Source organism: Leifsonia sp. 115AMFTsu3.1 (genome assembly GCF_004362795.1).
Taxonomy (GTDB): domain Bacteria; phylum Actinomycetota; class Actinomycetes; order Actinomycetales; family Microbacteriaceae; genus Leifsonia.
In genome coordinates this window covers 676,483-701,657 of the sequence record NZ_SNYB01000002.1, presented here as the reverse complement: position 1 = coordinate 701,657, position 25,175 = coordinate 676,483, and the positions used below count along the sequence as shown (strand labels likewise).

The 25,175-nt window shown below is 69.2% G+C and carries 27 protein-coding genes and 3 tRNA genes; 9 read left to right on the top strand and 21 right to left on the bottom strand.

Features of this window, described 5'->3' with window-relative positions; all coding sequences use genetic code 11:
* Positions 1 to 98: 98 nt before the first annotated feature.
* On the bottom strand, positions 99 to 521 hold the full coding sequence (locus AXZ95_RS14330) for a hypothetical protein (protein WP_018192114.1): 423 nt from the start codon (positions 519 to 521) through the stop codon (positions 99 to 101).
* A gap of 57 nt (positions 522 to 578) precedes the next feature.
* On the opposite strand from AXZ95_RS14330, the gene AXZ95_RS14325 reads away from it, so the two are divergent.
* The 3 genes from AXZ95_RS14325 (at position 579) to AXZ95_RS14315 (ending at position 2,386) form a co-directional block, all read left to right on the top strand.
* On the top strand, positions 579 to 1,553 hold the full coding sequence (locus AXZ95_RS14325; protein ID WP_018192115.1) for a pirin family protein: 975 nt from the start codon (positions 579 to 581) through the stop codon (positions 1,551 to 1,553).
* A 144-nt stretch (positions 1,554 to 1,697) separates the two neighbouring features.
* Complete coding sequence (locus AXZ95_RS14320) at positions 1,698 to 1,976, top strand: hypothetical protein (RefSeq protein ID WP_018192116.1); 279 nt, start codon at positions 1,698 to 1,700, stop codon at positions 1,974 to 1,976.
* An 11-nt stretch (positions 1,977 to 1,987) separates the two neighbouring features.
* Complete coding sequence (locus tag AXZ95_RS14315; protein WP_231374532.1) at positions 1,988 to 2,386, top strand: type II toxin-antitoxin system VapC family toxin; 399 nt, start codon at positions 1,988 to 1,990, stop codon at positions 2,384 to 2,386.
* Between the two features lie 34 nt (positions 2,387 to 2,420).
* Here AXZ95_RS14315 and cls read toward each other — a convergent pair whose 3' ends face one another.
* The 15 genes from cls to tilS form a co-directional block, all read right to left on the bottom strand.
* Positions 2,421 to 3,884 (bottom strand): cardiolipin synthase, encoded by a 1,464-nt coding sequence (gene cls, locus AXZ95_RS14310; protein ID WP_018192118.1) that lies wholly within the window; start codon positions 3,882 to 3,884, stop codon positions 2,421 to 2,423.
* A gap of 141 nt (positions 3,885 to 4,025) precedes the next feature.
* Positions 4,026 to 4,199, bottom strand: coding sequence for a hypothetical protein (locus AXZ95_RS19650; protein WP_018192119.1), 174 nt, complete (start codon positions 4,197 to 4,199; stop codon positions 4,026 to 4,028).
* 33 nt (positions 4,200 to 4,232) lie between these two features.
* Complete coding sequence (gene lysS, locus AXZ95_RS14305) at positions 4,233 to 5,762, bottom strand: lysine--tRNA ligase (RefSeq protein WP_018192120.1); 1,530 nt, start codon at positions 5,760 to 5,762, stop codon at positions 4,233 to 4,235.
* Positions 5,763 to 5,803: 41 nt separating this feature from the next.
* Complete coding sequence (gene panC / locus AXZ95_RS14300) at positions 5,804 to 6,682, bottom strand: pantoate--beta-alanine ligase (RefSeq protein WP_018192121.1); 879 nt, start codon at positions 6,680 to 6,682, stop codon at positions 5,804 to 5,806.
* 34 nt (positions 6,683 to 6,716) lie between these two features.
* On the bottom strand, positions 6,717 to 7,550 hold the full coding sequence (locus tag AXZ95_RS14295; RefSeq protein WP_018192122.1) for a Rossmann-like and DUF2520 domain-containing protein: 834 nt from the start codon (positions 7,548 to 7,550) through the stop codon (positions 6,717 to 6,719).
* Positions 7,550 to 9,229: a PH domain-containing protein gene (locus AXZ95_RS14290; protein WP_018192123.1), complete on the bottom strand. Its 1,680-nt coding sequence runs from the start codon at positions 9,227 to 9,229 to the stop codon at positions 7,550 to 7,552. The genes AXZ95_RS14295 and AXZ95_RS14290 overlap by 1 nt, the downstream gene beginning before the upstream one ends.
* Entirely contained in the window at positions 9,226 to 9,711 is a 486-nt protein-coding gene (locus AXZ95_RS14285; RefSeq protein WP_018192124.1) for a PH domain-containing protein, read from the bottom strand. Before AXZ95_RS14285 ends, AXZ95_RS14290 begins: the two co-directional genes overlap by 4 nt.
* Positions 9,695 to 10,174 carry a DUF3180 domain-containing protein gene (locus tag AXZ95_RS14280; protein ID WP_018192125.1) on the bottom strand — a complete coding sequence of 160 codons (480 nt, stop codon included), beginning with the start codon at positions 10,172 to 10,174 and terminating at the stop codon, positions 9,695 to 9,697. Before AXZ95_RS14280 ends, AXZ95_RS14285 begins: the two co-directional genes overlap by 17 nt.
* On the bottom strand, positions 10,171 to 10,713 hold the full coding sequence (gene folK / locus AXZ95_RS14275; RefSeq protein WP_018192126.1) for a 2-amino-4-hydroxy-6-hydroxymethyldihydropteridine diphosphokinase: 543 nt from the start codon (positions 10,711 to 10,713) through the stop codon (positions 10,171 to 10,173). Before folK ends, AXZ95_RS14280 begins: the two co-directional genes overlap by 4 nt.
* Positions 10,710 to 11,093 (bottom strand): dihydroneopterin aldolase, encoded by a 384-nt coding sequence (folB, locus tag AXZ95_RS14270; RefSeq protein WP_018192127.1) that lies wholly within the window; start codon positions 11,091 to 11,093, stop codon positions 10,710 to 10,712. Before folB ends, folK begins: the two co-directional genes overlap by 4 nt.
* Positions 11,086 to 11,889, bottom strand: a complete 804-nt coding sequence (folP, locus tag AXZ95_RS14265; protein WP_018192128.1) for a dihydropteroate synthase — start codon at positions 11,887 to 11,889, stop codon at positions 11,086 to 11,088. The genes folB and folP overlap by 8 nt, the downstream gene beginning before the upstream one ends.
* Entirely contained in the window at positions 11,886 to 12,464 is a 579-nt protein-coding gene (gene folE, locus AXZ95_RS14260; protein ID WP_018192129.1) for a GTP cyclohydrolase I, read from the bottom strand. Before folE ends, folP begins: the two co-directional genes overlap by 4 nt.
* 13 nt (positions 12,465 to 12,477) lie before the next feature.
* A complete protein-coding gene (gene ftsH / locus AXZ95_RS14255; RefSeq protein WP_018192130.1) occupies positions 12,478 to 14,481 on the bottom strand; it encodes an ATP-dependent zinc metalloprotease FtsH in 2,004 nt (667 codons plus the stop codon).
* Between the two features lie 79 nt (positions 14,482 to 14,560).
* The gene (gene hpt / locus AXZ95_RS14250; protein ID WP_018192131.1) at positions 14,561 to 15,112 is read right to left on the bottom strand and encodes a hypoxanthine phosphoribosyltransferase; all 552 of its coding nucleotides are present in this window, start codon (positions 15,110 to 15,112) and stop codon (positions 14,561 to 14,563) included.
* 16 nt (positions 15,113 to 15,128) lie between these two features.
* Entirely contained in the window at positions 15,129 to 16,220 is a 1,092-nt protein-coding gene (gene tilS, locus AXZ95_RS14245; RefSeq protein ID WP_018192132.1) for a tRNA lysidine(34) synthetase TilS, read from the bottom strand.
* 45 nt (positions 16,221 to 16,265) lie between these two features.
* Between tilS and AXZ95_RS14240 the strand changes: the two genes are divergently transcribed.
* Positions 16,266 to 16,757 carry an inorganic diphosphatase gene (locus AXZ95_RS14240; protein ID WP_018192133.1) on the top strand — a complete coding sequence of 164 codons (492 nt, stop codon included), beginning with the start codon at positions 16,266 to 16,268 and terminating at the stop codon, positions 16,755 to 16,757.
* Positions 16,758 to 16,847: 90 nt separating this feature from the next.
* On the opposite strand, the gene AXZ95_RS14235 is transcribed toward AXZ95_RS14240, so the two are convergent.
* Both AXZ95_RS14235 and AXZ95_RS14230 read right to left on the bottom strand, forming a co-directional pair.
* Positions 16,848 to 18,137, bottom strand: a complete 1,290-nt coding sequence (locus AXZ95_RS14235; protein ID WP_018192134.1) for a C40 family peptidase — start codon at positions 18,135 to 18,137, stop codon at positions 16,848 to 16,850.
* The gene (locus AXZ95_RS14230) at positions 18,130 to 19,416 is read right to left on the bottom strand and encodes a peptidoglycan DD-metalloendopeptidase family protein (RefSeq protein WP_018192135.1); all 1,287 of its coding nucleotides are present in this window, start codon (positions 19,414 to 19,416) and stop codon (positions 18,130 to 18,132) included. Before AXZ95_RS14230 ends, AXZ95_RS14235 begins: the two co-directional genes overlap by 8 nt.
* 351 nt (positions 19,417 to 19,767) lie before the next feature.
* On the opposite strand from AXZ95_RS14230, the gene AXZ95_RS14225 reads away from it, so the two are divergent.
* From AXZ95_RS14225 to AXZ95_RS14215, 3 genes are all read left to right on the top strand, one after another.
* Positions 19,768 to 19,840, top strand: a tRNA-Glu gene (locus AXZ95_RS14225).
* 60 nt (positions 19,841 to 19,900) lie between these two features.
* Positions 19,901 to 19,977, top strand: a tRNA-Asp gene (locus tag AXZ95_RS14220).
* Between the two features lie 60 nt (positions 19,978 to 20,037).
* Positions 20,038 to 20,113: transfer RNA gene (locus AXZ95_RS14215), tRNA-Phe, on the top strand.
* Positions 20,114 to 20,205: 92 nt separating this feature from the next.
* Here AXZ95_RS14215 and AXZ95_RS14210 read toward each other — a convergent pair.
* Complete coding sequence (locus AXZ95_RS14210; RefSeq protein ID WP_018192136.1) at positions 20,206 to 21,054, bottom strand: ribokinase; 849 nt, start codon at positions 21,052 to 21,054, stop codon at positions 20,206 to 20,208.
* Positions 21,055 to 21,239: 185 nt separating this feature from the next.
* On the opposite strand from AXZ95_RS14210, the gene AXZ95_RS14205 reads away from it, so the two are divergent.
* On the top strand, positions 21,240 to 22,550 hold the full coding sequence (locus tag AXZ95_RS14205) for an MFS transporter (protein WP_018192137.1): 1,311 nt from the start codon (positions 21,240 to 21,242) through the stop codon (positions 22,548 to 22,550).
* Here the strand turns inward: AXZ95_RS14205 and AXZ95_RS14200 are convergent.
* Together AXZ95_RS14200 and AXZ95_RS14195 are read right to left on the bottom strand one after the other, a co-directional pair.
* A complete protein-coding gene (locus tag AXZ95_RS14200) occupies positions 22,475 to 23,317 on the bottom strand; it encodes a CPBP family intramembrane glutamic endopeptidase (RefSeq protein ID WP_231374467.1) in 843 nt (280 codons plus the stop codon). The genes AXZ95_RS14205 and AXZ95_RS14200 overlap by 76 nt on opposite strands.
* 175 nt (positions 23,318 to 23,492) lie before the next feature.
* Complete coding sequence (locus tag AXZ95_RS14195) at positions 23,493 to 24,638, bottom strand: peptidoglycan-binding protein (protein ID WP_018192139.1); 1,146 nt, start codon at positions 24,636 to 24,638, stop codon at positions 23,493 to 23,495.
* 172 nt (positions 24,639 to 24,810) lie between these two features.
* Between AXZ95_RS14195 and AXZ95_RS14190 the strand changes: the two genes are divergently transcribed.
* Positions 24,811 to 25,149, top strand: a complete 339-nt coding sequence (locus tag AXZ95_RS14190) for a hypothetical protein (protein WP_018192140.1) — start codon at positions 24,811 to 24,813, stop codon at positions 25,147 to 25,149.
* The last annotated feature ends 26 nt before the right edge of the window (positions 25,150 to 25,175 follow it).

Sequence of the window (25,175 nt, the reverse complement as noted above, 5' to 3'; positions counted from 1 at the left end):
GCGTCGATACAAAGAGAGTAACCACCGCTCGCCCTGTCACGTGGCCCTGTTCGCCGTGGGCGTGACGTGCCGTCGGCGACCGAGCGGATTGCGGCCGATCAGCCCCGATCGGCGGGCAGCGTGAGCGTCGAGTCGGGCAGGACGACACTCACCTCGCCGCTTTTCGCAATGCGGTCGGGCGTGGTGAAGACCGTGGTGTGGGGCACGAAGTCGTGGGTGCAGACCCCGCCGGGGGCGGGCGCGAGTGTGGCAGTGATCGAGTCGTTCGCGGTGGCGGACACGGTGGCGACCTTCGGTGGGCAGGTCGAGCTCCCGTAGAGGACGATCGCGAACCGCTCGCCGCCGTCGAGCCAGGCGGCCCAGGATGCTCCGCCCGCGCTGCTCGCCGGCGCGTCGACCCCCTTCGGCTCGCCCGCGTAATCGTCGACCGGTTTGCCCGGTGCTGTGCTGCATCCGGCGAGCGCGGCGACCACCAGGATCGCCGCGACGGCGGGGAGGAGTCTGGTCGTGGTCCGGGGCACGTGACCATTCTAGGAACCCGGGCTCCGGCTGTCCTGCCCGACGCCTAGGATGCCGCTATGAGCAACTTGGAGCGCGATCCGGCCGAGCTCGTCGCGACGTCGGCCGTGCTCACGGATGCCGACGTGGAGATCCTCGAACCGCGGGATGTTCCGCTCGGCGGCCCGCGCGCGATGACCGTCCGCCGGACGCTCCCGCAGCGTCGCCGTTCGCTGATCGGCGGCTGGTGCTTCATCGACCACTACGGTCCCGACGATGTCTCGGCGACCGGCGGGATGCGCGTCCCGCCGCATCCGCACACGGGACTGCAGACGGTCAGTTGGCTCTTCGAGGGCGAGATCGACCATCGCGACAGCGTGGGCAGTCACGCTCTCGTCCGACCGGGAGAGCTCAATCTGATGACCGCAGGTCGCGGGATCAGCCATTCGGAGGTGTCCACGCCGGGGACGCGGCGACTGCACGGCGTCCAGCTCTGGGTGGCCCTGCCGAACGCCTCGCGCGATGTCGAACCGTTCTTCGAGCACCACACTCCCGTGGCGGGCAGCATCGGCCCGGCCTCCGTGCGGACCTTCGTCGGATCGCTCGCCGGAAGCGGCACGTCCGCAACGGTGTTCTCCCCGCTGGTCGGCGCCGAGATCGTCATGCCGGCCGACACCACGATCGAGGTCCCCCTCGAGGAGGGATTCGAGCACGGCGTGCTCGTCGATGCGGGCGACGTCACCATCGACGGCACACCTGTTCCGGTCTCTCATCTGGCCTACCTGAATCCCGGTCGCACGAGCCTTTCGGTGAGCTCGGGAGCAGACGCCCGGATCGTGCTCCTCGGCGGAGAGCCGCTGGGCGAGCAGATCGTGATGTGGTGGAACTTCATCGGCCGGAGCCATGAGGACGTGGTCGCCTACCGGGCGCAGTGGCAGGGCGAGGTCATCGCCGGAGCCGATCCGCACGGACGTTTCGGGACCGTCGAGGGCTACGACGGAACCCCGTTGCCTGCGCCGGAATTACCGTCGGTCCGCCTGCGGCCGCGCGGCTGACTCATATCCGTCCACATCTCCGCGACCGCGGCACTTCTCCACATTTCGAGCTCCCTCGGCCCCTCCCGCCCTCTGGCACGTCAGGATGGTCTCACTGCATGCAAATTGATTGCATCTGCATGCACCCCACCCTAAACTGAACCCATGGGAGTCACCGTGCAAGTGCGAGATCTGGATCCGGCCGTCAACGATCGCCTGAAGGCGGCAGCAGCAGCGAAAGGGCTGTCCTACTCGGAGTACCTCCGCAGACAACTCACCCGCATCGCCGAGAGGCTGCGTATCGAGGAGCGTTGGGCGGAGGTGACGGTCGAGCAGCGTGTGCTGGCGCAGCGTCAGCCTCCGAGCGCCAGCGGTCGACGACCGTTGAATATCACCACGGAGGAGATCGTCCAGGGCATCCGCGACGACCGGGGAAGCCGATGATCGCGGCGGTGATGGACTGCAGCGCTCTCGTCGCACTGCTCTCGCGCGAGGGACTCGCCGCGTTCGAGGAGAACGACGAGCTGGCCGAGTGCATCCTGGTGGCGCCCCACTTGATCGACCCGGAGTTCGTGAGCGCGATGCGCAAGCACGCCCTCCGGCGCCCGGACGACGCTCAGCTCGCCGAGCAGGTGATCATCGACTTCTTCCGACTCGAGATCATGCGTGTGGAGCACGAGCCGCTCTGGCCTGACGCCTGGCGCTGGCGAGAGAACCTGAGCGCCTACGACGCCATGTACGTCGCGCTCGCCCGTCTCATGGAGCTGCCCCTCGTGACGGCGGACGACCGCCTCGCCGCGGCGGCCGAGCGGTGGTGCGAGGTCAGGCGATTGAGCGAGCTTCAGCCGGCCTGACCGTCGCGCACACGGCTCCGCTAGGTCCGGCGGGTCACTGCAGTGCGGAGGTCAGCCGGGCCAGGTTGTCCAAAACAGTGGAGCGGAGTGGCTGCTTCATCCACTCGTCCAGCGTGAGCTCGCGGCTGTCCTGGCGATAGCCGTCCTCGACCCTCCGCATCTCATCCACGAACGAACGCCCGCGCACCATGAGGGAGACCTCCATGTTGAGCTGGAAGGAACGCATGTCCATGTTGCTCGAACCGATGACGGCGACGTCGTCGTCGATGGTGAAGTGCTTCGCATGAAGGATGTAGGGCGCCTTGTACATCCAGATCCGGACCCCTGCGCGCAGGAGCGCTTCGTAGTAGGAGCGCTGAGCGTGATAGACGAGGGCCTGGTCACCGATCTCGGAGACGAACAGGTCGACGCGGATCCCACGCTGCACGGCCGAGGTGACAGCCATGAGCATCGACTCGTCCGGCACGAAGTACGGGGACGTGATGACGATGCGTTCCTGCGCGTAGTAGAGGAGGGCGAGGAAGAGGCGCAGGTTGTTCTCACCGGCGAATCCCGGTCCGGAGGGCACCACCTGGGCGTCGAGCTCGTTGGCCTCGATCTCGTCGGTGATGGGCTCGGTCTCGCGGCGGAGCAGCTCGTCCGTCTCGCTGTACCAGTCGGTGATGAAGATGGCGTTCAGACCGGCGACGATGGGGCCCTCGAGCCGGACGATGAGCTCCTTCCACTTGAGCCCGCGCCGGATGTTCGACTTCTTGTTGTAGCTCCGGTCGATGACGTTCTGGGAACCCATGAACGCCACGCGACCATCGACCACGAGCAGCTTGCGGTGGTTCCGGAGGTCGGGGCGCTGATACTTCCCCTTGAAGGGCTGGACCGGGAGCATGAGCTGCCACCGGGCGCCCATCGCCGTGAGTCTCTCGAGAGTGCGCTTGTAGTCGGGCGTCCGCAGCGAGGCGATGTGGTCGAGGAGCACGCGTACGGTCACGCCGCGCTCCACGGCGGCCTCCAGGGCATCGAAGAACGGGGCGGTCGTCTTGTCGAGCGTCAAGATGTAGAACTCGACGTGGACGTATCGCTTCGCCTTGCCGATCTCCTCGGCCATCGCGTCAAGCGACCCCTGGTAGTCGCCGTTGAGTGTCGCCCGGTTGCCGCCGACGAGTGGCATGGCCCCGAGCTTGCGGTTCAGCTCGACGACCCCTTCGAGCCACGGCGGCCACGGGTGGTCACGGCGCACCCGCTCGATGCCCTCGGTGCTGTCGATGATGAAGCGGTTGATCTCGTCCTGCTTCTGGCGGCGGCTCTTGGGCAGCTTGTAACTGCCGATCAGGAGGAAGAAGAGGATGCCGATGTAGGGGATCAGGAAGATCGCGAGCAACCACGCGGTAGCCGACGTCGGCTTGCGGTTGCGCGGGACGATGATGATGGCGAGGACGCGGATGACGAAGTCGATCAGAAGTGCCAGGACGATGAAGAACGAGACCCAGAACCCCGTCTCCATGCACGCATCCCTCGGTCGATCCCAGAAAGACGCCCATGCGCCCCCAGACATACCGTAGCGGGAACGCGAACGTCGAGCGGCGAGGCCCTCCGCACGAGGGCGGCGAAGGTCACGCGGCCGACGGCGCTGGGTGGGAAGGAGTCAGGCCTTGGGGGCGAGGCCGCGGCGAGCCCGCTCCTCGGCTTCCAAGCGCGAGTAGGCCTTCCGCTCGTTGCGGTCGGCGCGCACGATCGCGCGCATGATCGCCCAGAACAGCAGACCGACCAGGACGGTCGGCGCGAGGGCCCAGACGATACCGCTGATGACGTCGTTCATAGCGTCTCCATCGTACCGCCGGGTCCTGGGAGCCTACTTGACCAGCGGGAAGAGGATCGTCTCACGGATGCCCAGGCCGGTGAGGGCCATCAGCAGGCGGTCGATGCCCATGCCCATGCCACCCGTCGGTGGCATGCCGAACTCGAGAGCCCGGAGGAACTCCTCGTCGAGACGCATCGCCTCGTTGTCGCCCGCGGCTGCCAGCTTCGCCTGCTCGACGAAGCGCTCCCGCTGCACGACCGGATCGACGAGCTCGGAGTAGCCGGTCGCGAGTTCGAAGCCCCGCGTGTACAGATCCCACTTCTCGACGACCCCATCCCGCGAGCGGTGCGCGCGCACCAGAGGGCTGGTGTCGACGGGGAAGTCCATGACGAAGGTCGGACGCACGAGGTCGGCCTTGACGTAGTGCTCCCACAGCTCCTCGACGTACTTGCCCGGCAGCGGGTGCTCGATCTCGATCCCGGCGAGAGCGGCGAGCTCGCGGAGGCGCTCGATGGGAGTCTCCGGCGTGATCTCCTCGCCGATCGCGTCGGACAGGCTGTCGTACATGCGGATGCGGTCCCACTCGCCGCCGAGGTCGTACTCGGTGCCGTCCGCCCACGTGACGACGTGCGATCCGGAGACCGCGACGGCAGCGTCCTGGATGAGCGTCTGGGTGAGGTCGGCGATCGAGTTGTAGTCGCCGTAGGCCTGGTAGGCCTCCAGCATCGCGAACTCCGGAGAGTGCGTCGAGTCCGCGCCCTCATTGCGGAAGTTGCGGTTGATCTCGAACACGTGGTCGATGCCGCCGACCACGGCGCGCTTCAGGTAGAGCTCGGGCGCGATGCGGAGGTACAGCTCCGTGTCGAAGGCGTTCGAGTGCGTGACGAACGGGCGAGCGGACGCACCACCGTGGATGACCTGCAGCATCGGCGTCTCGACCTCGACGAAGCCGCGGTCCGCGAACGTGCGGCGCAGGCTCGCGACGGCCGCCGCGCGATCGAGGACCGTCTTCCGCGCCTGGTCGCGCGCGATCAGGTCCAGGTAGCGGGCGCGGACGCGGGTCTCCTCGCTCAGCTCGCTGTGCAGATTCGGCAGGGGAAGCAGCGCCTTGGCGGCGATCCGCCACTCGCGCGCCATGACCGAGAGCTCGCCGCGGCGGCTCGACACGACCTCGCCGGAAACGAACACGTGATCGCCGAGGTCGACGAGCTCCTTCCACGCGCCCAGCGACTCCTCGCCCACCTCGGCGAGCGACACCATCACCTGGATGCGCGAGCCATCGCCGGCCTGCAGCACCGCGAAGCACAGCTTGCCGGTGTTGCGCAGGTGCACGACCCGGCCGGCGATGCCCACGATCTCGCCGGAGCCCTCGTCCGACTGCAGGTGATCCCACTTCGCGCGGACGGCCGGGATGGTCGTGGTGACCGGAACCTGCACCGGGTACGCGCCGCCGCCGGGGCCCTCCGCCTCGGCAAGCAGACGGTCGCGCTTGCCGAGCCGGACCGCCTTCTGCTCGCTGATCTCGTCTTCGCCGAGCTGGTCGTCGCCGAGGTCGGCCGCGGTGGTCTGCGCGTCGGTCATCGCTGTCTTTCCGTTCGAGGGGGCGGGCGGTGGTGCGGTGGTCACGTCGTGAGGCGCTGGTTGTCGATCAGCCGGGTCGTTCCGACGCGAGCGGCGATCAGCATCAGGGCGGGACCGTGGTGGTCAGGCGACGCTTCGCGGAAGGTATCCGGGTCGACGATCGCGAGATAGTCAAGCTTAACGGCTGGGTCCGCCTCGACGTGCGCGCGGGCGGCTCCGAGGGCGGCCTCCACGCCATCGCGAGCGGCCTCCGAGCCGGCGGACAGGGCGCGGGACAGGGTGACCGCTGCGAGGCGCTGGTCCTCATCCAGGTAGCGGTTGCGGCTGGAAAGGGCGAGGCCGTCCGACTCGCGGACGGTGTCCACGACGGCGATCGAGACCGGCAGGTTGAGGTCATCGACCATGCGGCCGATGACATGCACCTGCTGGGCGTCCTTCTGACCGAAGACGGCGACGTCCGGCTGCACGATGTTGAAGAGCTTGCTGACGACGGTCAGGACACCGTCGAAGTGTCCGGGGCGGGAGGCTCCCTCGAACACGGTTCCGGACTCCCCCGCGGTCACCCGGGTCTCCGAAGGGCCGTTCGGATACATCTCCGAGGCGGAGGGAGCGAACACGACGTCGGCGAGGCCCTCGAGGGCGGTGACGTCCGCGTCCAGCGTGCGAGGGTAGCGATCCAGATCCTCTCCGGGGCCGAACTGCAGCGGGTTCACGAAGATCGACACCACGACGAGACCCCCGAGGTCGCGCGCCTGCGACACCAGGCGGAGGTGTCCCTCGTGCAGCGCCCCCATGGTCGGCACGAGCACCACGCGGCCGGTGGGCGCGTCCGCCGGGCCGTCCTGGCGTGCGACACGGCGCGCGGCCGCGATCCGGGCCCGCAGCTCGGCGATGGTGGTGATGATCTCTGGCATGCGCATCCCTTCGGCCGGCTCGAAACCGGCCGGAACCAGGCTACTCGCCGCGCAGGAACCAGCCGCGCCCGTCGTCACCGGGATCGCCCTCGGGGCCGGCACCTCCCGCGACACCGCCTGCTGCGTCGTCCTGCAGAGCGCCGATCACGTCGAGATCCAGCCGCGTCGGAGCGCCGGCGCGGGTGAGCGCGTTGTCCACCGCGGAGCGGATGAGCGAACTGAGGAAGGAGCCGGGCTTCTCGACACCGATGCTCCGCAGCAGCCCCGTCGACTGCTCCACGATCGACCGGGAGAACGCCGTCGCCGTCGCGATCGCCTCGGCGTAAGCCGGCCGGTCCGTTTCATCGACGACCACCGGCTCGCCGCCCATCTCCACCACCAGCGCCTGCGCGATCGGAAGGACCGGGGCCGGAGCCGTCACGGCGAAGTAGCTCTCGCCGAGCCGGGCGAGGTCCAAACTCGTGCCCGTGAACTCCAGGGCCGGGTGGACGGCCAGCGGGATGGCGCCAGCCGCCGCTGCGGGCTGCAGCACGTCGATTCCGAACCCGGGGGCGGTGTGCAGCACGATCTGGCCGGGCTGCCACGTTCCCGTCGCTGCGAGACCCGCGACCAGGCTCGGGAGCTCGGCCGCGGGCACGGCCAGGATCACAAGCTCGCTGCGCTCCACCACGGTCGGGATGTCGAGCACCGGAACTCCGGGCAGCATCGCCTCCGCGCGCTCCCGGCTCTGCTCCGACACGGCCGAGACCCCGACGATCGCGTGTCCCGCGCCGGCCAGGGCGAGCCCGAGCACCGGGCCGACGCGACCGGCGCCGATGATGCCCAACCCCAGCCGGCCGGAACGCTGCGAAGGCGGACGGGCGGACGGCAACATCAGTGCTCCTTCTCGGTATGTTTCGTGGCCTGCCCCCATCGGTGGCTCCTGTCCGCGGCCGCCGCGGCGACGGCCCGCGTCGAGACCTCCTCGAACAGCCGGACACCGTTCGGTGCGTCGATCGCCGCCAGCCGCGGGTGAACCGGGCCGGACACGGTGTGGAACCGCACCTCGGCGAGCCCGAGGGCCGCATCCAGAGGACCCTGCTGAAGCTCCAGGCTCTGCAGACGCGCGAGCGGCACGATCGCGAGACTCCGCCAGACGAACCCACGGCGCAGCAGGATCGCGTCATCGACCACGCGGTAGCCGGTGCGCTGCCAGGAGAACGGACGGATCCACACCGCCCGGCGCGGACTGCCGACGAACGCGTCCCGCCCGGCAGACGTCATCCCGGATTCGATCAGCTCCCGGTGCTCGTCCGTTGCGAAGCCCGGCAGCACCAGCGACAGCACACGGAAGACGTCAGCCGCGTCGCCGACAGGAAGCATCGTCGTGTTCGGCTGTCCGGCCGCGCCCTTCTCGCGCGAATGACCTGCGGTGTCGATGCGGATCTGCCACCAGCCGAACGGCCGCCACAGCAGCGGCTGCAGCACCTCGACGGCATGGATGCGCCCGGGCGGCAGCGTCTCGTTGCTCGTGCTCAGCAGACCGAAGCCGACGCGCACTCCGTCCGGGGTCCCGGCGATCGAGTACCGCAACGACTTCGTGAAGCGGTTGATGTAGAAGCTGGCGGACCCGATCAGACCGGGCAGCACGACGATGAGGAGCCACAGCTCGCCGCTCGACGCACCCCAGATCAGGAAGGCGATCACGACCAGCACGAACACCGTGAACCCGCTCAGCAGGAGCGAGCCCAGCAGTCGCAGCGGCGGGATCTTCACGACCGACTCCGGCGGCGCGGCGTTCGGATCCAGCTCGGGCGCGAGGAACTCATTCACACGACGGCCGACGAGGTCCCCGACTGCGGCCGCACGGGAAGGAGCACCTCCGGCCGTCGGTGCGCCTGCCGGTGCACCCGAGTCACTCTCGCTGACGGCAACCGCGGCCGCACCGCCCGACGCTGCCGCCTCGGCTTCCGCAGCCTCCGCCGCCCGCACGCCGGAGGCCAGCCGCAGCACATCCGCTCGGAGGCCGTCCGCCAGCGACGAGCCCAGGTAGGCCAGCTGCACGTTCGCGTCGTGGCCGGCGACCGACACATCCAGCTTGGCCGCTCCGACGATGCGCGCCAGCACCGGCCGCACGACGTTGATGCCCTGAATGCGGTCGAGCCGCGCCTTGCGCTGCGTGCGGAACAGGATGCCGCTGCGCACCTCGACCGCATCGCCCGTGATCCGGAAGCTGTGCATGCGCCACGAGAGGTAGAAGGCTCCGAAGCAGAGCAGCAGCACGACCGCCACCCCGAGCAGCGCCCAGCCCTCCCACCCGTGGTTGTAGATCGCGTCCAGCGGGTCTCCGCCGTACTCGGGTGCACCGACGAAGAAGCCGATCAGGCGCTCACGCAGGTTCGAGAGAACGAATCCGAACAGGGCGATGAACACGATGCCGCCGCGAAGCAGGGGCGTCGCGGGATGCAGCCGGTGCCACTCGCCGTCGGTGTACAGCTCGGCGGCGCGCTCCGCACGCGTCAGGGGCCGGCCGACGGGCGGACCCGCCGGCGCGCCGCCATCCGGGGCGCTCACAGTCCCGCCCGTCTGCTCTCCGCCAGCTCGACGAGCCGGTCGCGAAGCTCGGCGGCCTCGGGCTCCGGGAGGCCAGGGACCATCACGCCGGTGGATGCGGCGGCCGTGACGAACTTGAGGTCGGCCAGTCCGAGCATCCGGCTGACCGGTCCCCGGTTGATGTCGATGAGCTGCATGCGCCCGTACGGAACCGACACGAAGCGCTGGAACATGATGCCGCGGCGGAACAGCAGGTCGTCGTCGCGCAGCCGGTACCCGATCGAGCGGGCGCGGCGCGGCGCGATGATCAGCGCGATCACCGAGATCACAACCACGACGACGAGCGCCACCCAGCCGAACGGCCAACCGCCCACCAGCCAGAGGAACAGCGAAGCCGCCGCGAGCACGAGCCCGGTGATCACCGTGCTCGCGATGACGACGAGGACGTATTTGGGCGAGACGCGGCGCCACTCGCCGACGTTGAGGTCAATCCGATCGGGCATTCGCGGTCTCCGTGCGGTCGTCGTCGTCGCCCGGGGGCAGGGTGCAGAACAGCTCGGCGACGAGACCGGCGACGAGCAGGATCACCGCTCCGGCCGTCGTGAGCGCGGTGAGCAGGATGGCGTTGCCGCCCGGCAGGACGTCGCGGCTGAGCAGGTAGGCGCCGATCCCGATGCCGATGCCCGTGAGCAGCGCACCGCTCAGGCCGCACGCCTTGGCGAGCACGACGATCCGGGTGGCCTGGAACGGGTCGATGCGGCGAACGCTCCGCCCGCGCACGGCACGGCGGATCGGCAGAGCGAACGCGATGACGATGATCGCCACCGCCACCAGTGTGATCGGCAGCGTCAGCGGCGGGATGACCACGGGCTGGCCCATGCCGGCGGCGGCCAGCTCGGCGAGGAAGCCGACGACGAGCCCGGCGACGCCGAGGCCGATCAGCGAGCTCGGACGGGTGCGCTTCACGAGCGGCCCTCCCAGAGACGGACGGAATCGGTGGCGCGAGCGGCGAGCTCGGCGACCGGTCCGAAGCCGCTGAGACGGGCATCCGGGTCGACGTCGAGCCACGGCACGAGGACGAAGGCACGCTCGTGCGCCCGCGGATGCGGCAGCACGATGCGCAGGTCGTCGTCGGACACCATCCCGTCGTAGTCGACGATGTCGATGTCGATGGTGCGATCGCCCCACCGCTCTTCGCGGACGCGGCCCAGACGGTCCTCGACGCTGTTGACGACGCCGAGCAGCGCGAGCGGATCGAGGAGGGTGCGGACGAGCGCTACCGCGTTGAGGTAGGCGGGCGCCTCCACGTCGATCCCGTCGGGCTTCAGCGCGGGCGTCTCGTACAGCCGGGAGACCGCCTGCACGTCGACCCCGGCCTCCTCACGCAGCGCATTCACGGCCGCATGGATGGTGCCGGCGCGGTCGCCGAGATTGCTCCCGAACGCGAGCACGGCCGGAACGCCGACCCGCATGCGGACCGGCTTCCCCAGCGGAGCGGCGTTCACGCGCGCCCCCGCGTGATGCGCACGGCGACATCCCCGAACGGCACGCTGATCGGCGCCTGCGGCTTGTGGACGGTCACCTCGACGACATCCACCGGCTCGTGCGCCAGCACGGTCGCGGCGACTCGCTCAGCGACCGTCTCGATGAGGTCGACGGGGTCCCGCTCGACGGCCGCGACCACTTCTTCGGCGAGCTCGCCGTAGTGGACGGTTGATGCGAGGTCGTCACCGGCCGCCGCGACCGAGAGGTCGAGCCAGGCCGTGACGTCGACGACGAAGTCCTGCCCGTCGGCGCGCTCGAAGTCGAACACTCCGTGGTTGGCGCGGACGCGCAGACCGGTCAGGATGATCGAGTCGGCGGGCCGCGGCTGGATGCTACTCATCGCGTCCAGCTTGCCATGCCCGCACCACGTCGAGGGCGATCCGTGTCGACGGAACATCGTGGACCCGGACGGCCCACGCGCCCGCCTGCGCGGCCAGCGCCGAGATGACGGCCGTCGGGGCGTCGCGCGCCTCCGCCGGCGCCCCCTCCGGCAGCAGCGCTCCCAGGAACCGTTTACGGGATGCACCGATCAGCACCGGGTACCCCAGCGTCTCGATCTCGTGCAGCCCGGCGAGGACCTGCCAGTTGTGGCGTGCGTTCTTCGAGAAGCCGAGACCGGGGTCGAGGATGAGCTTGGCCGGGTCGATGCCGCGCCGCACCAGGTCGGTGACGCGCGCGGAGAGCTCCGCCCGGACCTCCGCCACCGTGTGCTCGTAGACGGCCCGCGAGTCGGCCGCGTCGAGCCGGCCGCGCCAATGCATCGCGACGTACTGGGCGCCCGTCTCGAGCACGACGTCCGGCATCCGCTCGTCGGCGAGGCCGCCGGAGACGTCGTTGATGATCGCCGCGCCCGCCTCGACCGCGGCCCGTGCGGTGGACGCGTTGAGGGTGTCGACGCTGACCGTCACCCCGCGGGAGGCCAGCTCGCGGATCACGGGGACGACGCGGGCCTGCTCGTCGACCGGGTCGACGCTCGCGGCTCCGGGCCGGGTCGACTCGCCGCCGACGTCGACCATGTCGGCGCCCTGGGCGACCAGGTCGAGGCCGTGCGCGATGGCGGCGTCGGGCTCCAGCCAGAGCCCGCCGTCGCTGAACGAGTCCGGCGTCACGTTGAGGACGCCCATGATGAGGGTCACTTGACGCCGCGTCCGATCAACGCGATGAGCTCGGCCCGCACCACGGGGTCGGTGTACGCCCCACGGGCGGCGACGGTCACGGTCGTGCTGCCTGACTGCCGGGCGCCACGGGTCGTGACGCAGGAGTGCGCGGCATCGAGCACGACGAGCACGCCGCGTGCGGAAGCGCCCTGCTCGATCGTGTCGGCGATCTGCTCTGTCAGGCGCTCCTGGATCTGCGGACGCGACGCGAGGGTCTCGATCGCGCGCGGGATGCGTCCCAGTCCGATGACGCTGTCGCCGGGCAGGTACGCGACGTGGGCGACGCCGAGGAAGGGCAGGAGGTGGTGCTCGCAGACGGAGCGGAACTCGATGTCGCGCAGCAGCACCGTGTCGGCTTGGTGGCCCTGCTCGAGCGGCACCGGCTCACCCAGCTCGGCAGCGGCATCCCGGCCGATCCCCGCGAAGAACTCGGCGTACGAGTCCGCAACGCGCGACGGCGTGCTCTCGAGGCCCGGACGCGACGGATCCTCGCCGATGGCGGCGAGGATCTCGGCGACGGCCGCTTCGATGCGCGGACGATCGATGCCGCTCATACGCGCGACGGCCCTAGGCGGTCGCCGGGCGCGGCTTGATCGCGGGCGAACGCTTCGGCTTCGTCGCCGGCGGCTCGGAGTCGACGCCGCCGTCCACGGCGCCCGCGTCGATCGGGGCCTTGGGGAACGGGATGGGCGGGACGTCCGAGATCGGGCGCTTGTCGCTGGAGAGCCACTGCGGGCGCTCGGGCAGCTTCTTCACGTCGGCGAAGATCTCGGCGATCTGGTTGTGGTCGAGGGTCTCGTGCTCGAGAAGCGCGGCGGCCAGGCGGTCGAGGACCGCGCGGTTGTCGTTGAGCACTTCCCACGCCTCGTCGTGCGCCTTCTCGATGAGGGCGCGCACCTCGGCGTCGACACGCTCGGCGATCCGCTCGGAGTAGTCGCGCTGGTGGCCCATGTCGCGGCCGAGGAACATCTCGCCGTTCGCCTGGCCCAGCTTGACCGATCCGATGTCGGCGCTCATGCCGTACTCGGTGACCATCTTGCGGGCGATGGAGGTCGCCTTCTCGATGTCGTTCGAGGCGCCGGTGGTCGGGTCGTGGAACACGATCTCCTCCGCAACGCGGCCGCCCATGGCGTACGCGAGCTGGTCGAGGAGCTCGTTGCGGGTGACCGAGTACTTGTCCTCCAGGGGGAGCACCATCGTGTAGCCGAGGGCGCGGCCGCGGGGCAGGATGGTGATCTTCGTCACGGGGTCGGTGTGGCGCATCGCCGCGGCGGCGAGCGCGTGTCCGCCCTCGTGGTACGCCGTGATCAGCTTCTCCTGGTCTTTCATGACCCGGGTGCGCTTCTGCGGACCGGCGATGACGCGGTCCACGGCCTCGTCGAGCGCGCGGTTGTCGATCAGCTGCGCGTTCGAGCGTGCGGTGAGCAGCGCTGCCTCGTTGAGGACGTTGGCCAGGTCGGCGCCGGTGAAGCCCGGCGTCTTGCGGGCGAGCACCTCGAGGTCGACCGACGCCGCCAGGGGCTTCCCGCGACCGTGCACCTCGAGGATCTTCTTCCGGCCGAGCATGTCGGGCGCATCCACGCCGATCTGACGGTCGAAGCGGCCCGGACGCAGGAGCGCGGGGTCGAGGATGTCGGGACGGTTGGTCGCCGCGATCAGGATGACGTTGGTCTTCGGGTCGAAGCCGTCCATCTCCACCAGGAGCTGGTTCAGCGTCTGCTCGCGCTCGTCGTGCCCGCCGCCCAGGCCGGCGCCGCGGTGACGGCCGACCGCGTCGATCTCGTCGATGAAGATGATGGCGGGCGAGTTCTCCTTCGCCTGCTGGAACAGGTCGCGGACGCGGCTGGCGCCGACACCGACGAACATCTCGACGAAGTCCGAACCGGAGATCGAGTAGAAGGGCACACCGGCCTCACCCGCGACGGCGCGGGCGAGCAGGGTCTTTCCCGTTCCGGGAGGGCCGTACAGCAGCACACCCTTCGGGATGCGGGCGCCGACGGCCTGGAACTTGGCCGGCTCCTTCAGGAAGTCCTTGATCTCCTGCAGCTCCTCGATGGCCTCGTCCGACCCGGCGACGTCGTCGAAGGTGACCTTCGGCGTCTCCTTGGTCACGAGCTTCGCCCGCGACTTGCCGAACTGCATGACCTTGTTCCCGCCGCCCTGCATGCCGGAGATCATGATCCAGAAGAACACGCCGATGAGGAGTGCCGGGATGAGGAAGCCGAGGATGTTGACGAACCAGTTCGGCTGCGGGACCTCGTCGTCGTAGCCCTTGGGGAGGTTCGCGTCGTCGACCGCCTTCACGACATCCTCACCGCGGGGGGTGACGTAGTAGAACTGCACCTGGTTGCCCAGGTTGCCGTCCGGCTCCTTGAGCGTCAGGTCGACACGGTTCTCACCGTCGACGATCTTCGCGCTGGACACCTTGTCCTGGGAGAGGTACTCCAGGCCCTTCTGCGTCGACACGCTCTTGAAGCCCGACATCGTGATCAGGCTCGAGCCGATCCAGACGATGATGATCGCCAGCACGACGTACAGGATCGGGCCGCGGAAGATCTTCTTGACGTTCATGGTGCGACCACAGTACCGCCTGGGCGCTGTGGGTCGGCTGCGTGTTCGCTCTGGGCGGTCTGCGCGCGGGCCGCTGCCGTCAGCTGTAGACGGCGGGCGCCAGGATGCCGACGCCGCGCAGGGTGCGGTAGCGCTCGTCGTAGTCGAGGCCGTAGCCGACCACGAACTGGTTCGGGATGTCGAATCCGACGTACTTGACGTCGATCTCGACGCGCGCCGCCTCCGGCTTGCGGAGCAGGGTGAAGATCTCGATGGACTCGGGGCCGCGGCTGCGCAGGTTCGACAGCAGCCAGGAGAGCGTGAGGCCCGAGTCGATGATGTCCTCGACGATCAGCACGGTCTTGCCGCTCAGGTCGGTGTCGAGGTCCTTGAGGATGCGGACGACACCGCTGGACTGCGTACCGCTGCCGTAGGAGCTGACGGCCATCCAGTCCATCGTCACGGGCATGCGGAGCTCACGGGACAGGTCGGCCATCACCATGACCGCGCCCTTCAGGACGCCGATCAGCAGGACGTCCTTGCCTGCGTAGTCCCGCTCCACCTCCCGTGCCAGCTCGGCGATGCGGGAGCGGATCTGCTCCTCGGTGATCAGAATCTCGGTCAGGTCGTTCTGAACGTCCGTGAGTTCCATGGGGGAGGCGCTGTCCTTACGTGGTGGGGTGAAACGTGAGCAGCCCGTTCTGCCTGACCACTCTAACGCCTGGCAGGTCGACCGGCCCCTGCCCGTGCCAGTCGGTGATGAGGGCCGCGACCGCGAGGGTGTGGGCACGTGTGAGGGAGACGCCGAACTCCGCGGAGACGACCAGCCGGATGATCCGCTGGCGGAGCGCCGCCGGGTCCGCCGCGAGCCCGCGGACGTCGAGCGCGACCGCGCCGTCGTCGGTCTGGCTGACCAGCTCGAGCGCCCACTCCAGCGCCAGGCCGTCGAGCGCCTCGTCGTCCTCACGCAGCTGCTCGGCGGTCCGCGCCAGGGCTTCGGCGACGCCGGGGCCGAGCTCCCGCTCCATCATCGGGAGGACCTCCGCGCGTACGCGCACGCGCGTGTAGGAGGGGTCGTCGTTGTGCGGGTCGAGCCAGGGCTCCAGGCGGCTGTCGGCGCAGAACGCACGCGTCTCGCTGCGGCGGAGACCGAGGAACGGGCGCAGCAGGCGGCCGGTGTCGGGCAGCATCCCCTGCAGGCTCGACGGACCAGAACCGCGCGCGAGACCGAGCAGGACCGTCTCGGCCTGGTCATCAAGAGTGTGGGCGAGCAGGATGCGCTCAGCGCCGGTCGCGGCCATCGCCCGGTCGAACGCGGCGTGGCGGGCAGCGCGTGCCGCCCCCTCGGGGCCGCCCTCCCGCTCCACGGCGACCCGTTCGACCAGCACCGGCTCGAGGCCGAGGGCCGTCGCCTGCTCCGCTGCACGCGCGGCCACCGCATCCGAACCCGGCTGGAGGCCGTGGTCGACGATCACGGCGCCGGCGCGGAAGCCGTTCCTCGGCGCCTCGAAGGCGGTCGCGGCGGCGAGCGCGAGCGAGTCCGCTCCCCCGCTCAGACCCACGAGCACGAGGGCTCCCGGTCGTAGGGGCGCCGGCCGCTCGGGGCCGTGGTCGTCGTGCTGATCGACCTCCGGCAGGGCCCCAGCCGCGGCGAGCGCGGTGCGGACGGCGCGGCGCGCGTCGGCGATCGGCGGGGTCAGGCGCGGGCGGCGCTGCGGGGCGGGCGAGGCCTGCCCGGCCTCCGATCCGTCGAGGTGCATCCAGTAACGTTAGTGCAGGTTTTGCCGAGAGCTAAGGAGTACGGAATGGCCGAATACGACGTCGTCATCGAGATCCCGAAGGGGAGCCGCAACAAGTACGAGGTGGATCACGAGACGGGTCGCGTGTACCTCGACCGCGTGCTGTTCACCAGCTTCGTCTACCCGACCGACTACGGCTTCTTCGAGAACACGCTGGGCGACGACGGCGACCCGCTTGACGCCCTGGTGCTGCTCGAGTACCCGCTGTTCCCGGGGGTCGGCGTGAAGGTCCGCCCGGTGGGCGTCCTCAACATGAGCGACGAAGCAGGCGGCGACGCGAAGGTCATCGCGGTGCCGTACAAGGACCCGCGCTGGCAGCACATCCAGGACGTCGACGACATCCCGGAGCAGACCCGCAAGGAGATCGAGCACTTCTTCGCCCGCTACAAGGACCTCGAGCCGGGCAAGTTCGTGAACATCGACGGCTGGGGCGACGCCGCGGAGGCCGACGGCCTCATCCAGAAGGCCATCGCCAAGCTCGCCGCCGAGGGCCACTGACCTCCGGCCCCCGTCGAGTACACAAAAACTGCACGCCATCCGGCCGGATGGCGTGCAGTTTTTGCGTACTCGACGGTGGGGGTTCGGGAGCTAGGCGCTGGGACGGGCCACGAGGCGCCAGGGGGAACCCCAGACGGACTGGACCTTGACGACGTCGCCCTCGGTCGGAGCCGCGATCATCATGCCGCCGCCGATGTAGATGCCGACGTGGTAGAAGTCGCCGGGACCGTCGCCCCAGAAGATCAGGTCGCCCGCCTGCTTGGCGCTGTACGAGACCAGCTGGCCTCTGTTGGCGGCCGTGTAGTACTGGTTGTTCACGGAGTGGGAGCCGATGTAGACGCCGGCGTAGGCATATGCCTTCATCGTCAGTCCGGAGCAGTCGTATCCGGTGGGGCCTTCGCCGCCGAAGATGTACGGCTTGCCGAGCTGGGCGCGGGCGTATGCGATCGCGGTGTCGACGACGTTGCCGTTCGGTGCCGCAGGGGCCGCTCCCCCACCGCCGCCGGACGGCGCTGCACCACCCGATGAGGGCTGGTTCGCTGCCGCCGCTGCCGCTGCCGCCGCGGCGGCAGCGGCAGCAGCCCGCCGAGCGGCCTCCTGCTGAGCCTTGATCTGCTCGCCCTGCAGGTACGCCGCCTCGGTCTGCGCCGAGGTGTTCTTCAGCGTCGCGAGCTGGGCGACGAGCTCGGTCGACTTCTGCTGCTGGGTGGCGAGGGCCGCCTGCGCCTTGGCCTGCGCATCCTGAGCCGCAGCCAGAGCCTTGTCGGCTTCGTCGGCCAGCGACTCGCGCTCGGTCTTGGCAGACTTCGCCTGCGCGGTCAGCGCGTCGGCGGTGTTCTTGTCCTTCGTCGCCTGCTCGTAGACGGCCTTGGACTGCTCGGTGAGCTTGCTCATCGTCCCGAGCTGGAACAGGAGCTTGTCGGCGGCGTCGCCGGATCCGCCGCCCTTGAGCATGAGGTCCGTGGTGACGTCGCCGCCGCCGGACTTCGCCAGGTGCGACGCCAGAAGACCGGCGCGCATCTTGGAGGTCTTGGCCTTCTCGGCCGCGGCTCCCGCCTGCTTCTCCAGGTCGGCGGCCTTGGCGGTCGCCGCGTCCAGGGCGTCCTTGGCCTGGAAGTAGGCCTCCGCCGCTTTCTCCGAGGCGATGCGGGCCGCATCCACACTCGACTGGAGGTTGCCGATCAGCGACGTGATGTTGTCGATCATCGCCTGCTGGTTGGCCACGTTGTTCTTGGCCTGCTGGACGTCGTTCCACGACGGGTAGTCGACCGCCTGCGCTGGGGCGACGATGCCGATGGATGCCGTGACCGCGCCCATGACCCCCGCGCCGATGGCGAGGCCGGGGCGGACGCGGCTGCTCTTCTCGTTCTCGTTAGCCAAGGGGTGCCTGCCGATCTCTCATGAACGGGATCCCATCGATCTTCTCGCCGCCGACGCGGACCTCGTAGTGGAGGTGGCAGCCGGTGGAGGCGCCGGTGGTGCCGACGCGGGCGATGGGCTGGCCGGCGCCGACCTGCTGGCCGATGCCGACGAGGATGCCGCCGTTGCGGATGTGGGCGTAGCCCGTCTGGATGCCCCCGCCGTTGTCGATGAGGACGAAGTTGCCGTACGAGCCGTTCGGTCCGGCGTAGACGACGGTGCCGTCGTGAGCCGCATAGATGGGCGCGTTGCAGGAGGCGCCGATGTCGATGCCCAGGTGGTAGGTGCTGCCGACCCCGCCCGGCGACGGGCGTGCGCCGAATCCGTCGGTGATCGGGCCGGCGGCGGGCACGGCCCAGCCCTGGGGTCCGACGTAACCGCCCGGGAGGCCGCCCGAGCCGCGAGCTGCCGCAGCAGCGGCGGCCGCCGCGACACCGGCTTCGTAGCCGGCGACGGTCTTTGCGGTCGCGTCCTTCAGCGCCGCGAGCTGCGCCTGCATGACGACGATCTGCTTCTGTTGCTCGGCGAGCTTGTCCTGCGCCGCCTTCGCCGCCTCGATCGCCGCCTGCATCGCCGCCTCGGCGACGACGCGGAGACGCTCGCGGTCGGCCTTGGCGACGACCGCCTGGTCGGACAGCGACTTCGCCGTGTTCTGCGCGGCCTTGGCGTCGGCGTAGACCTTGTTGGACTGCTCCACCAGCTTCGACATGCTGCCGAGGTCGGAGAGGAGCTGCTCCGGGCTCTTGGAGGTCGCGTTGTTGCCGGAGAGGAACAGGTTGGCGGTCAGATTCCGGCCACCGGTGCGGTAGAGCTGGGCGGCGAGCTTGCCCGCCTGGGCGCTCGCGTCATCCGCCTTCTTCTGGCTGGCCGCTGCCTGCGACTCGAGGTCGAGGGCCTTCATGGCCGCCTGATCGAAGTTCGCCTGGGCGACCTCGAGCTCCTCGCCGCGCTTCACCGCGGCCGCCTGAGTGTCGGCCACCTCCTGCTTGAGCTGGGCGATGAGACCGTTGATGCGGTTGACCTGCGCGGAAGCGGCGGACTCGTTGGCCTTCGCGGCCTGGACGTCCTGCCAGCTGGGGTAGTTGTCCGCGTACGCCGGGGCGGAGACGGCGCCGACCGAGGCCACCACGCCGACGATCAGGGCGGCGATCGCGCGCGTCGCGCGGGCGCCGATGACCGCCCGGCGGCGTGAACCGCGGGTGGTCGGGGGAACCGTTCGGCTGGTCGTTTCGCGTCTCATGGTGTTTCTCGGCCCGCTCACTTCTGCGTCGACGTCCGTCACGCGAGTCACACGTGCCCCACTGTCAACATGCGTCACTCTATCAACATGGCGATTTTCCGACCTGGTCGGAGGCCGGAACGATGGGGGTCGGCGTGCGTCCGCACGAGCGGCCGGGGGGACCGCCTGGGTCGCAGACTATGTCGCGTCTCCGCCCCGTCCCCGGATTTCGCAATGGCGTTGCGCGAACCGGCAACGGGCCGCCGGGCGCCGACCCGCCCGGGATCCGAACCCGATTCGCATTCTCTGTCGCACTTCCGTATGCTTATGCGTCGGTGGTCATCGGAAAGCGGAAGCAATTCGAGACAATCCGGCCCCATCGTTTAGCGGCCTAGGACGCCGCCCTTTCACGGCGGTAGCACGGGTTCGAATCCCGTTGGGGTCACGCCGAACGGTGTCCACTAGTATTAATCAGCACCAGATAACTCAAGAAGCAACACACTAAGGCCCTGTAGCGCAGTTGGTTAGCGTGCCGCCCTGTCACGGCGGAGGTCGCGGGTTCAAGTCCCGTCAGGGTCGCCACGGCGACAAGCCCTTCCACTAGGAAGGGCTTCCGTCTAGGTGGATGCGACAGCATCCCCTGGCTCTGTAGCTCAGTTGGTAGAGCGTTCGACTGAAAATCGAAAGGTCACCGGATCGATGCCGGTCGGAGCCACCAGAGAAAACCCCGGATCCGTTGAGGATGCCGGGGTTTTTCACTAGATAAGACGGAGTCGCGTCCGCGACCGCATCACGCGCGTGCGTCGTCGACTACCGCGCCAGGTCGCCCGCATAGTCGGCCAGGTTGGCGAAAGCCGGCTGGCTTCTCTCGTCCTCCACCGCTGCCGCTCCCACCGCGCACGCTATCCCCAGGGCGTGTTCCGGGTCGACACCGGCTGTCAACGAGAGCGCAAGGGCGGCGCAGAAGGCATCACCGGCCCCGACTGTATTCACAGGCTCGGCGCGCACGGCCGGTACGCGAACCATCAGCGATCCCTTCTCGTAGAGCGCGGCGCCGTCCCCGCCGTAGGTGACGGCCACGCGTTGCGCGTCGGCCAGCTCAGGCATGAGCGCGAATTCGGACTCGTTGACGATGAAGAGATCTGCGCGACGGACCAGCTCAGCGGGAAGCGCTTGCGCAGGAGCCGCATTGACCACCAAGAAGGCAGCGGTCGAACGTGCCAGTTCGCACACCAGCCCGGTGTCGACCTCGAGCTGGGTCAGGACGACCTCGTCATCCGCGATGTGGAGACCGTTGAGAGACACCTCACTGTTCGCCCCCGGGCAGACGACGATCTGGTTCTCCCCGTGCCGATCGACAGCGATCAGCGCCGTGCCCGTCGGCTCGTCGACGATGCGTACGGCGGACACATCGACCCCGGCAGTCCGCAGCTCATCCAGCATCCACCTCCCGTCCGCGTCATCCCCGACGGCACCGACCATCCGGACACGCGCGCCGAGGCGGCTTGCCGCGGCAGCCTGGTTCGCCCCTTTTCCTCCCGCGTCTCGATGCAGGGCAGCGTTTCCGATGGTCTCCCCCGCGGTGGGGAGGCGGTCGGCGATGGCGGTGAGGTCGACGTTGATACTGCCGACGACGACAACATCACGGAGGTCGTGCACAGAGGTGGCCTTTCGTCCTGCACGCCACGGGGGCGCTGGATCGGATGCTAGCGAGTATCTCGCCTCCCGCTGTCTCGAGCCAGGCGGCTTCGGGCGGAGACCGTAGGTGGCGAGTAGCCAGGCCCACCCGATCGGGTCCATGATGCCGGGGTGACGAGCCGGGATGAACCGATCGGTCGCGGGTCATGAATCCGGCGGCTCGCCGCGTGCAGCGCGTCTACCTGACCTTGATGCTCGGGAACACGTTGGCGGCGTCGTTCATCTGGGGGATCAACACCCTCTTCCTGCTCGACGCCGGGCTCACGAACTTCGAGGCGTTCGCCGCGAACGCGTTCTTCACCGCCGGGATGGTGATCTTCGAGATCCCGACGGGCGTCGTCGCCGACACGGTCGGGCGCAAGGCGTCCTACCTGCTGGGCACGATCACCCTGTCGGTGACCACCGGCCTGTACTGGTTGCTGTGGCTCTGGCACGCGCCGTTCGTCTGGTGGGCGATCGTGTCGGCGCTGCTCGGTCTCGGCTTCACGTTCTTCTCCGGCGCGGTGGACGCTTGGCTCGTCGACGCCCTGGCGTTCGCCAAGTACACCGGGAGCCTGGAGGCCGTGTTCGGCCGCGGCCTGGTCGTCACGGGGATCTCGATGTTCGCCGGGTCGGTTCTCGGCGGGATCATCGCCCAGGCGACGAATCTCGGCGTGCCGTTCCTGCTGCGAGCCGGCGTGCTGGTCGTCATGCTGGTGTTCGCCGCCATCGTGATGAAAGACCTCGGCTTCACACCCGACCACTCGATGGGCCCGGTCGCGGCGACCAGGAACGTGCTGAGGCAGTCGATCGATCACGGGCTGCGCAAACGGTCGGTGCGCTGGGTGATCCTGTCGGCGCCGTTCGCCTCCGGCGTCGGCATCTACGCCTTCTACGCGCTGCAGCCGTATCTGCTGGAACTCTACGGCGACAAGACCGCGTACTCGATCGCCGGGCTCGCCGCCGCCATCCTGTCGCTGGCGCAGGTCGCGGGCGGTGTGCTCGCCTCGCGCATCCGCCGTCTGTTCGCGAAGCGCACGACGACGGTGATCGGGGCATCTCTGACGAGCATCGTGATCCTCGTGGCGCTGGGGGTGACCAGCCTCTTCTGGCTCGCCGTCGCCCTGCTGGTGATCTGGGGTTTCGTATTCGCGGTGGCCGGCCCGGTTCGCCAGGCCTACCTGAACGACATGATCCCCTCGAAGCAGCGCGCGACCGTGCTGTCGTTCGACTCGCTGTTCGGCAGCCTCGGCGGGGTGTTCATCCAACCGGCGCTCGGACGCGCGGCCGACCTCTGGGGCTACGGCACGTCGCTCGTCATCGGCGGAGCGGTCGAGCTGATCGGAATCCCGTTCCTGTTCGCCAGCCGGCGCCAGAACGACCCGGCGGACACCAAGACGGTTCAGACGGACCCGGAGCCGGTCGAGCCGGGGACTGCGGCACCCGATCCTGGCACCTCCGGCCCGCGGCCATCCTGAGCTCTGCGTGCGGTCAGCTCGCGATCCTGCTTCTCGTCCGCTCCCGTGATGACCCAGTAGACGACCGCGAGCGACAGGATGCCGATGACCGGCGTCAGGAAGGTCGCGAATGGCACGCCGAGTGGCGCGTGCCCGACCGCGAACACCGACACATCCCAGAGCCCGTGCAGCAGCATGGCCCAGATCAGGGATCCCGTCACTCGCCGCACGATGTAGAACGCCGTGCCGGAGGCGAAGGCGAGACCGACCTGCGCGAGCGTGCCGCCGAGCGGGGCTCCCAGCGCCGCGTCGACGAGGTGCATCACCCCGAACAAGACGCTGGACAGGAACCAGGCCCACCCCTCGCGCAGCCGCGAGCGGAACGCTGTGAGCACGAGGCCGCGTGTCATCAGCTCCTCGTTGAAGCCCACCAGGACACCGAGTGCGACGAGAGCGAGGAGGAAGGAGGCGTCGAACTTCGACCAGTCCGTCGTGAGGATGTTCACCAGCGCCACGACCGCCATCAGGATCGGGACGAAGACGGGCCAGACGTGACGAGAGCGTTTGCGCTCGAACAGCGCCGGCCGCCACCAGCCCAGCAGAGACGTGGTGACCGCGAGCAAGAGCGCGGCGACGGCCAGGTCGACGACCGCGCCCCTCCATGTCTCGCCAGCGGAGGCACCGACCCTGGTGTATGGGACGCCCATCAGAGCGCTGACGACGAAGACCACCACGACGTAGCCGGCCCAGATCAGGAACCCCATCCACAGCCGAGGCTGGATTCGCATGCGTTCTTACCTTTCCCCAGGGGATGAGAACAGCCGAAAGTGGTGCGAAGAGCCCCCGCGCGGATCCGGATGTCCGGCCCGGGTGTTAGACATCTTTCTTGGCTAGCAATCGCCTGTCAACGCCATCCTCGGGATGCTGCGGGTCCCGTCGACCCGGGGAAGTGACTGGGCTTCGTCAGGGAGACGGCGTCGGAGTCGCGCTCGGAGCCTGTTGCGCCTGCTGCGCCTCCGCGAGCGCCTTGTCGAAGGCGCTGATCGTTGCGGCATTCACCGTTCCGGTCGCCTCGACTCCGAGCTTCGTCTGGAACGCCTGCAGGGACTCCGTCAGCGCGGGAGTCCAGACGCCGTCGATCGGGCCGCTCCAGAAGCCCGCGAGCTTCAGCGTCTGCTGGAGGGCGGCGGTGCTGGCCGTGTTCGTCTGCGCGGCGGCGCCACCGAGGGCGAGGAGCGTGGCATCCAGCGCTGCGGCAGTCGCCTTGTCGACCGTGCCCGTCACCGGCAGGCCGCTGACGGCCTGGAGCTCTTCGACGGCCGCGACGGTCTGCGGACCGTATACACCGTCGATCGCGCCCGAGTAGTAGCCGGCGGCAGCGAGACTCTGCTGCAGTTCGGTCACGTAGCGGCTGACGGCCGCGGATGCCTCCTGGGCCTGATCGTCGGGAATGCAGCCGGCCTGCGCGAACAGCTGCAGCCAGGAGAACTCGAGAGCGACCGCCGCACTGTTGAACTGCTCCGAAGCGGCCGCGAGGGTGGTCTGGTCCGTGATGGCGGACTGAGCGGCGGCGAACTCCGCGTCGGCCTGCTTCACACGATCGACGGTCGCGCTGGGGACGAGCGGGGTCGCGGTCGGCTGCGGAGTCGCATCGCTCTCCGGGGTGCCGGAGGACTCCCCTCGCGCCTGGTCGAGGGCGGTTCGGGCGGCGACGAGCTCCTGTTCGGCCGTCGCGAGTTCCTGGTGAGCCTCGACGGCCGCTTCCGCGCCATCGAACGCGGAGGATCTCGGCTTGGCCAGATCGGAGCCCGCATCCTTCACGTCGCCCACAGTCGGAGCGGTCTGCGTGAGGATGTCGCCGTACCGGTCGAGAGCTTCGATGTACGTCTTACTCGCCTGGCAGAACTCCTGCGAAGCCGCATCCGCCGCCGACCGCGCTTCCTTCACCGCCTTCTCTTTCGCGGTGACCTGCGCCTGAGCACGATCGACAGGGCTCACTTCGCCTGAACATCCCGAAAATGCGAACGCCGCGACGGCGACGAGCGCACCCACCGCCACTCGCACCCGCAGGGGACGCCGGTCGCTGTGCTGCCTCGGCTCGTTCACCATCGCGCGATCCTCTGCTCCCTGTTCGCGGCGGCCGTCCACGTAGGCGTGGGCGGCCAGCCACACGGTAGCTGCGGCCGAGGACGCGTGGATATACAGCGGGCCGGAGAGGCGTTCCTGGTTCGAGCCACGGGCCGATCGTGATTGCTAGCATCGTCGCGACGAGGGAGCTGCCATGTACACGTCGACGTTCATCTTCGAGGCGAAGCCCTACGACGAGGACTTCCATCGGCTGAACGACGAGATCGCAGAGCGCGCCCGCGCCATCCCCGGCTTCCTCGGCGAGGAGGCGTGGAGCAACCAGGAGACCGGCCTGCACGCGGAGGTCTACTACTGGGAGACGCGCGAGGCGCTGCAGCAGCTGATCGGCATGGACACGCACCGCGAGGCCAAGCGGCTGCACGATCGGTGGATCGGCGCCTACCGCATCGTCATCGCCGAGGTCGTCGGCACCTACGGTCAGCCCGGGCTGGGTCTGGAGCACGTGCCGGCTGCGAGTTCTGACGCAGCGTGAGGGGACGCCGGCCGCTCACGTCCCGG

What these genes read in the sequence shown, in the direction of transcription:
- AXZ95_RS14325 (WP_018192115.1), top strand. Translation starts at nt 579, where the DNA reads ATGAGCAACTTGGAGCGCGATCCGGCCGAGCTCGTCGCGACGTCGGCC.
- AXZ95_RS14320 (WP_018192116.1), top strand. Translation starts at nt 1,698, where the DNA reads ATGGGAGTCACCGTGCAAGTGCGAGATCTGGATCCGGCCGTCAACGAT.
- AXZ95_RS14315 (WP_231374532.1), top strand. Translation starts at nt 1,988, where the DNA reads ATGGACTGCAGCGCTCTCGTCGCACTGCTCTCGCGCGAGGGACTCGCC.
- cls (WP_018192118.1), bottom strand. Translation starts at nt 3,884, where the DNA reads ATGGAGACGGGGTTCTGGGTCTCGTTCTTCATCGTCCTGGCACTTCTG.
- AXZ95_RS19650 (WP_018192119.1), bottom strand. Translation starts at nt 4,199, where the DNA reads ATGAACGACGTCATCAGCGGTATCGTCTGGGCCCTCGCGCCGACCGTC.
- lysS (WP_018192120.1), bottom strand. Translation starts at nt 5,762, where the DNA reads ATGACCGACGCGCAGACCACCGCGGCCGACCTCGGCGACGACCAGCTC.
- panC (WP_018192121.1), bottom strand. Translation starts at nt 6,682, where the DNA reads ATGCGCATGCCAGAGATCATCACCACCATCGCCGAGCTGCGGGCCCGG.
- AXZ95_RS14295 (WP_018192122.1), bottom strand. Translation starts at nt 7,550, where the DNA reads ATGTTGCCGTCCGCCCGTCCGCCTTCGCAGCGTTCCGGCCGGCTGGGG.
- AXZ95_RS14285 (WP_018192124.1), bottom strand. Translation starts at nt 9,711, where the DNA reads ATGCCCGATCGGATTGACCTCAACGTCGGCGAGTGGCGCCGCGTCTCG.
- folB (WP_018192127.1), bottom strand. Translation starts at nt 11,093, where the DNA reads ATGAGTAGCATCCAGCCGCGGCCCGCCGACTCGATCATCCTGACCGGT.
- folE (WP_018192129.1), bottom strand. Translation starts at nt 12,464, where the DNA reads ATGAGCGGCATCGATCGTCCGCGCATCGAAGCGGCCGTCGCCGAGATC.
- ftsH (WP_018192130.1), bottom strand. Translation starts at nt 14,481, where the DNA reads ATGAACGTCAAGAAGATCTTCCGCGGCCCGATCCTGTACGTCGTGCTG.
- hpt (WP_018192131.1), bottom strand. Translation starts at nt 15,112, where the DNA reads ATGGAACTCACGGACGTTCAGAACGACCTGACCGAGATTCTGATCACC.
- tilS (WP_018192132.1), bottom strand. Translation starts at nt 16,220, where the DNA reads ATGCACCTCGACGGATCGGAGGCCGGGCAGGCCTCGCCCGCCCCGCAG.
- AXZ95_RS14240 (WP_018192133.1), top strand. Translation starts at nt 16,266, where the DNA reads ATGGCCGAATACGACGTCGTCATCGAGATCCCGAAGGGGAGCCGCAAC.
- AXZ95_RS14230 (WP_018192135.1), bottom strand. Translation starts at nt 19,416, where the DNA reads ATGAGACGCGAAACGACCAGCCGAACGGTTCCCCCGACCACCCGCGGT.
- AXZ95_RS14205 (WP_018192137.1), top strand. Translation starts at nt 21,240, where the DNA reads ATGAATCCGGCGGCTCGCCGCGTGCAGCGCGTCTACCTGACCTTGATG.
- AXZ95_RS14200 (WP_231374467.1), bottom strand. Translation starts at nt 23,317, where the DNA reads ATGCGAATCCAGCCTCGGCTGTGGATGGGGTTCCTGATCTGGGCCGGC.
- AXZ95_RS14195 (WP_018192139.1), bottom strand. Translation starts at nt 24,638, where the DNA reads ATGGTGAACGAGCCGAGGCAGCACAGCGACCGGCGTCCCCTGCGGGTG.
- AXZ95_RS14190 (WP_018192140.1), top strand. Translation starts at nt 24,811, where the DNA reads ATGTACACGTCGACGTTCATCTTCGAGGCGAAGCCCTACGACGAGGAC.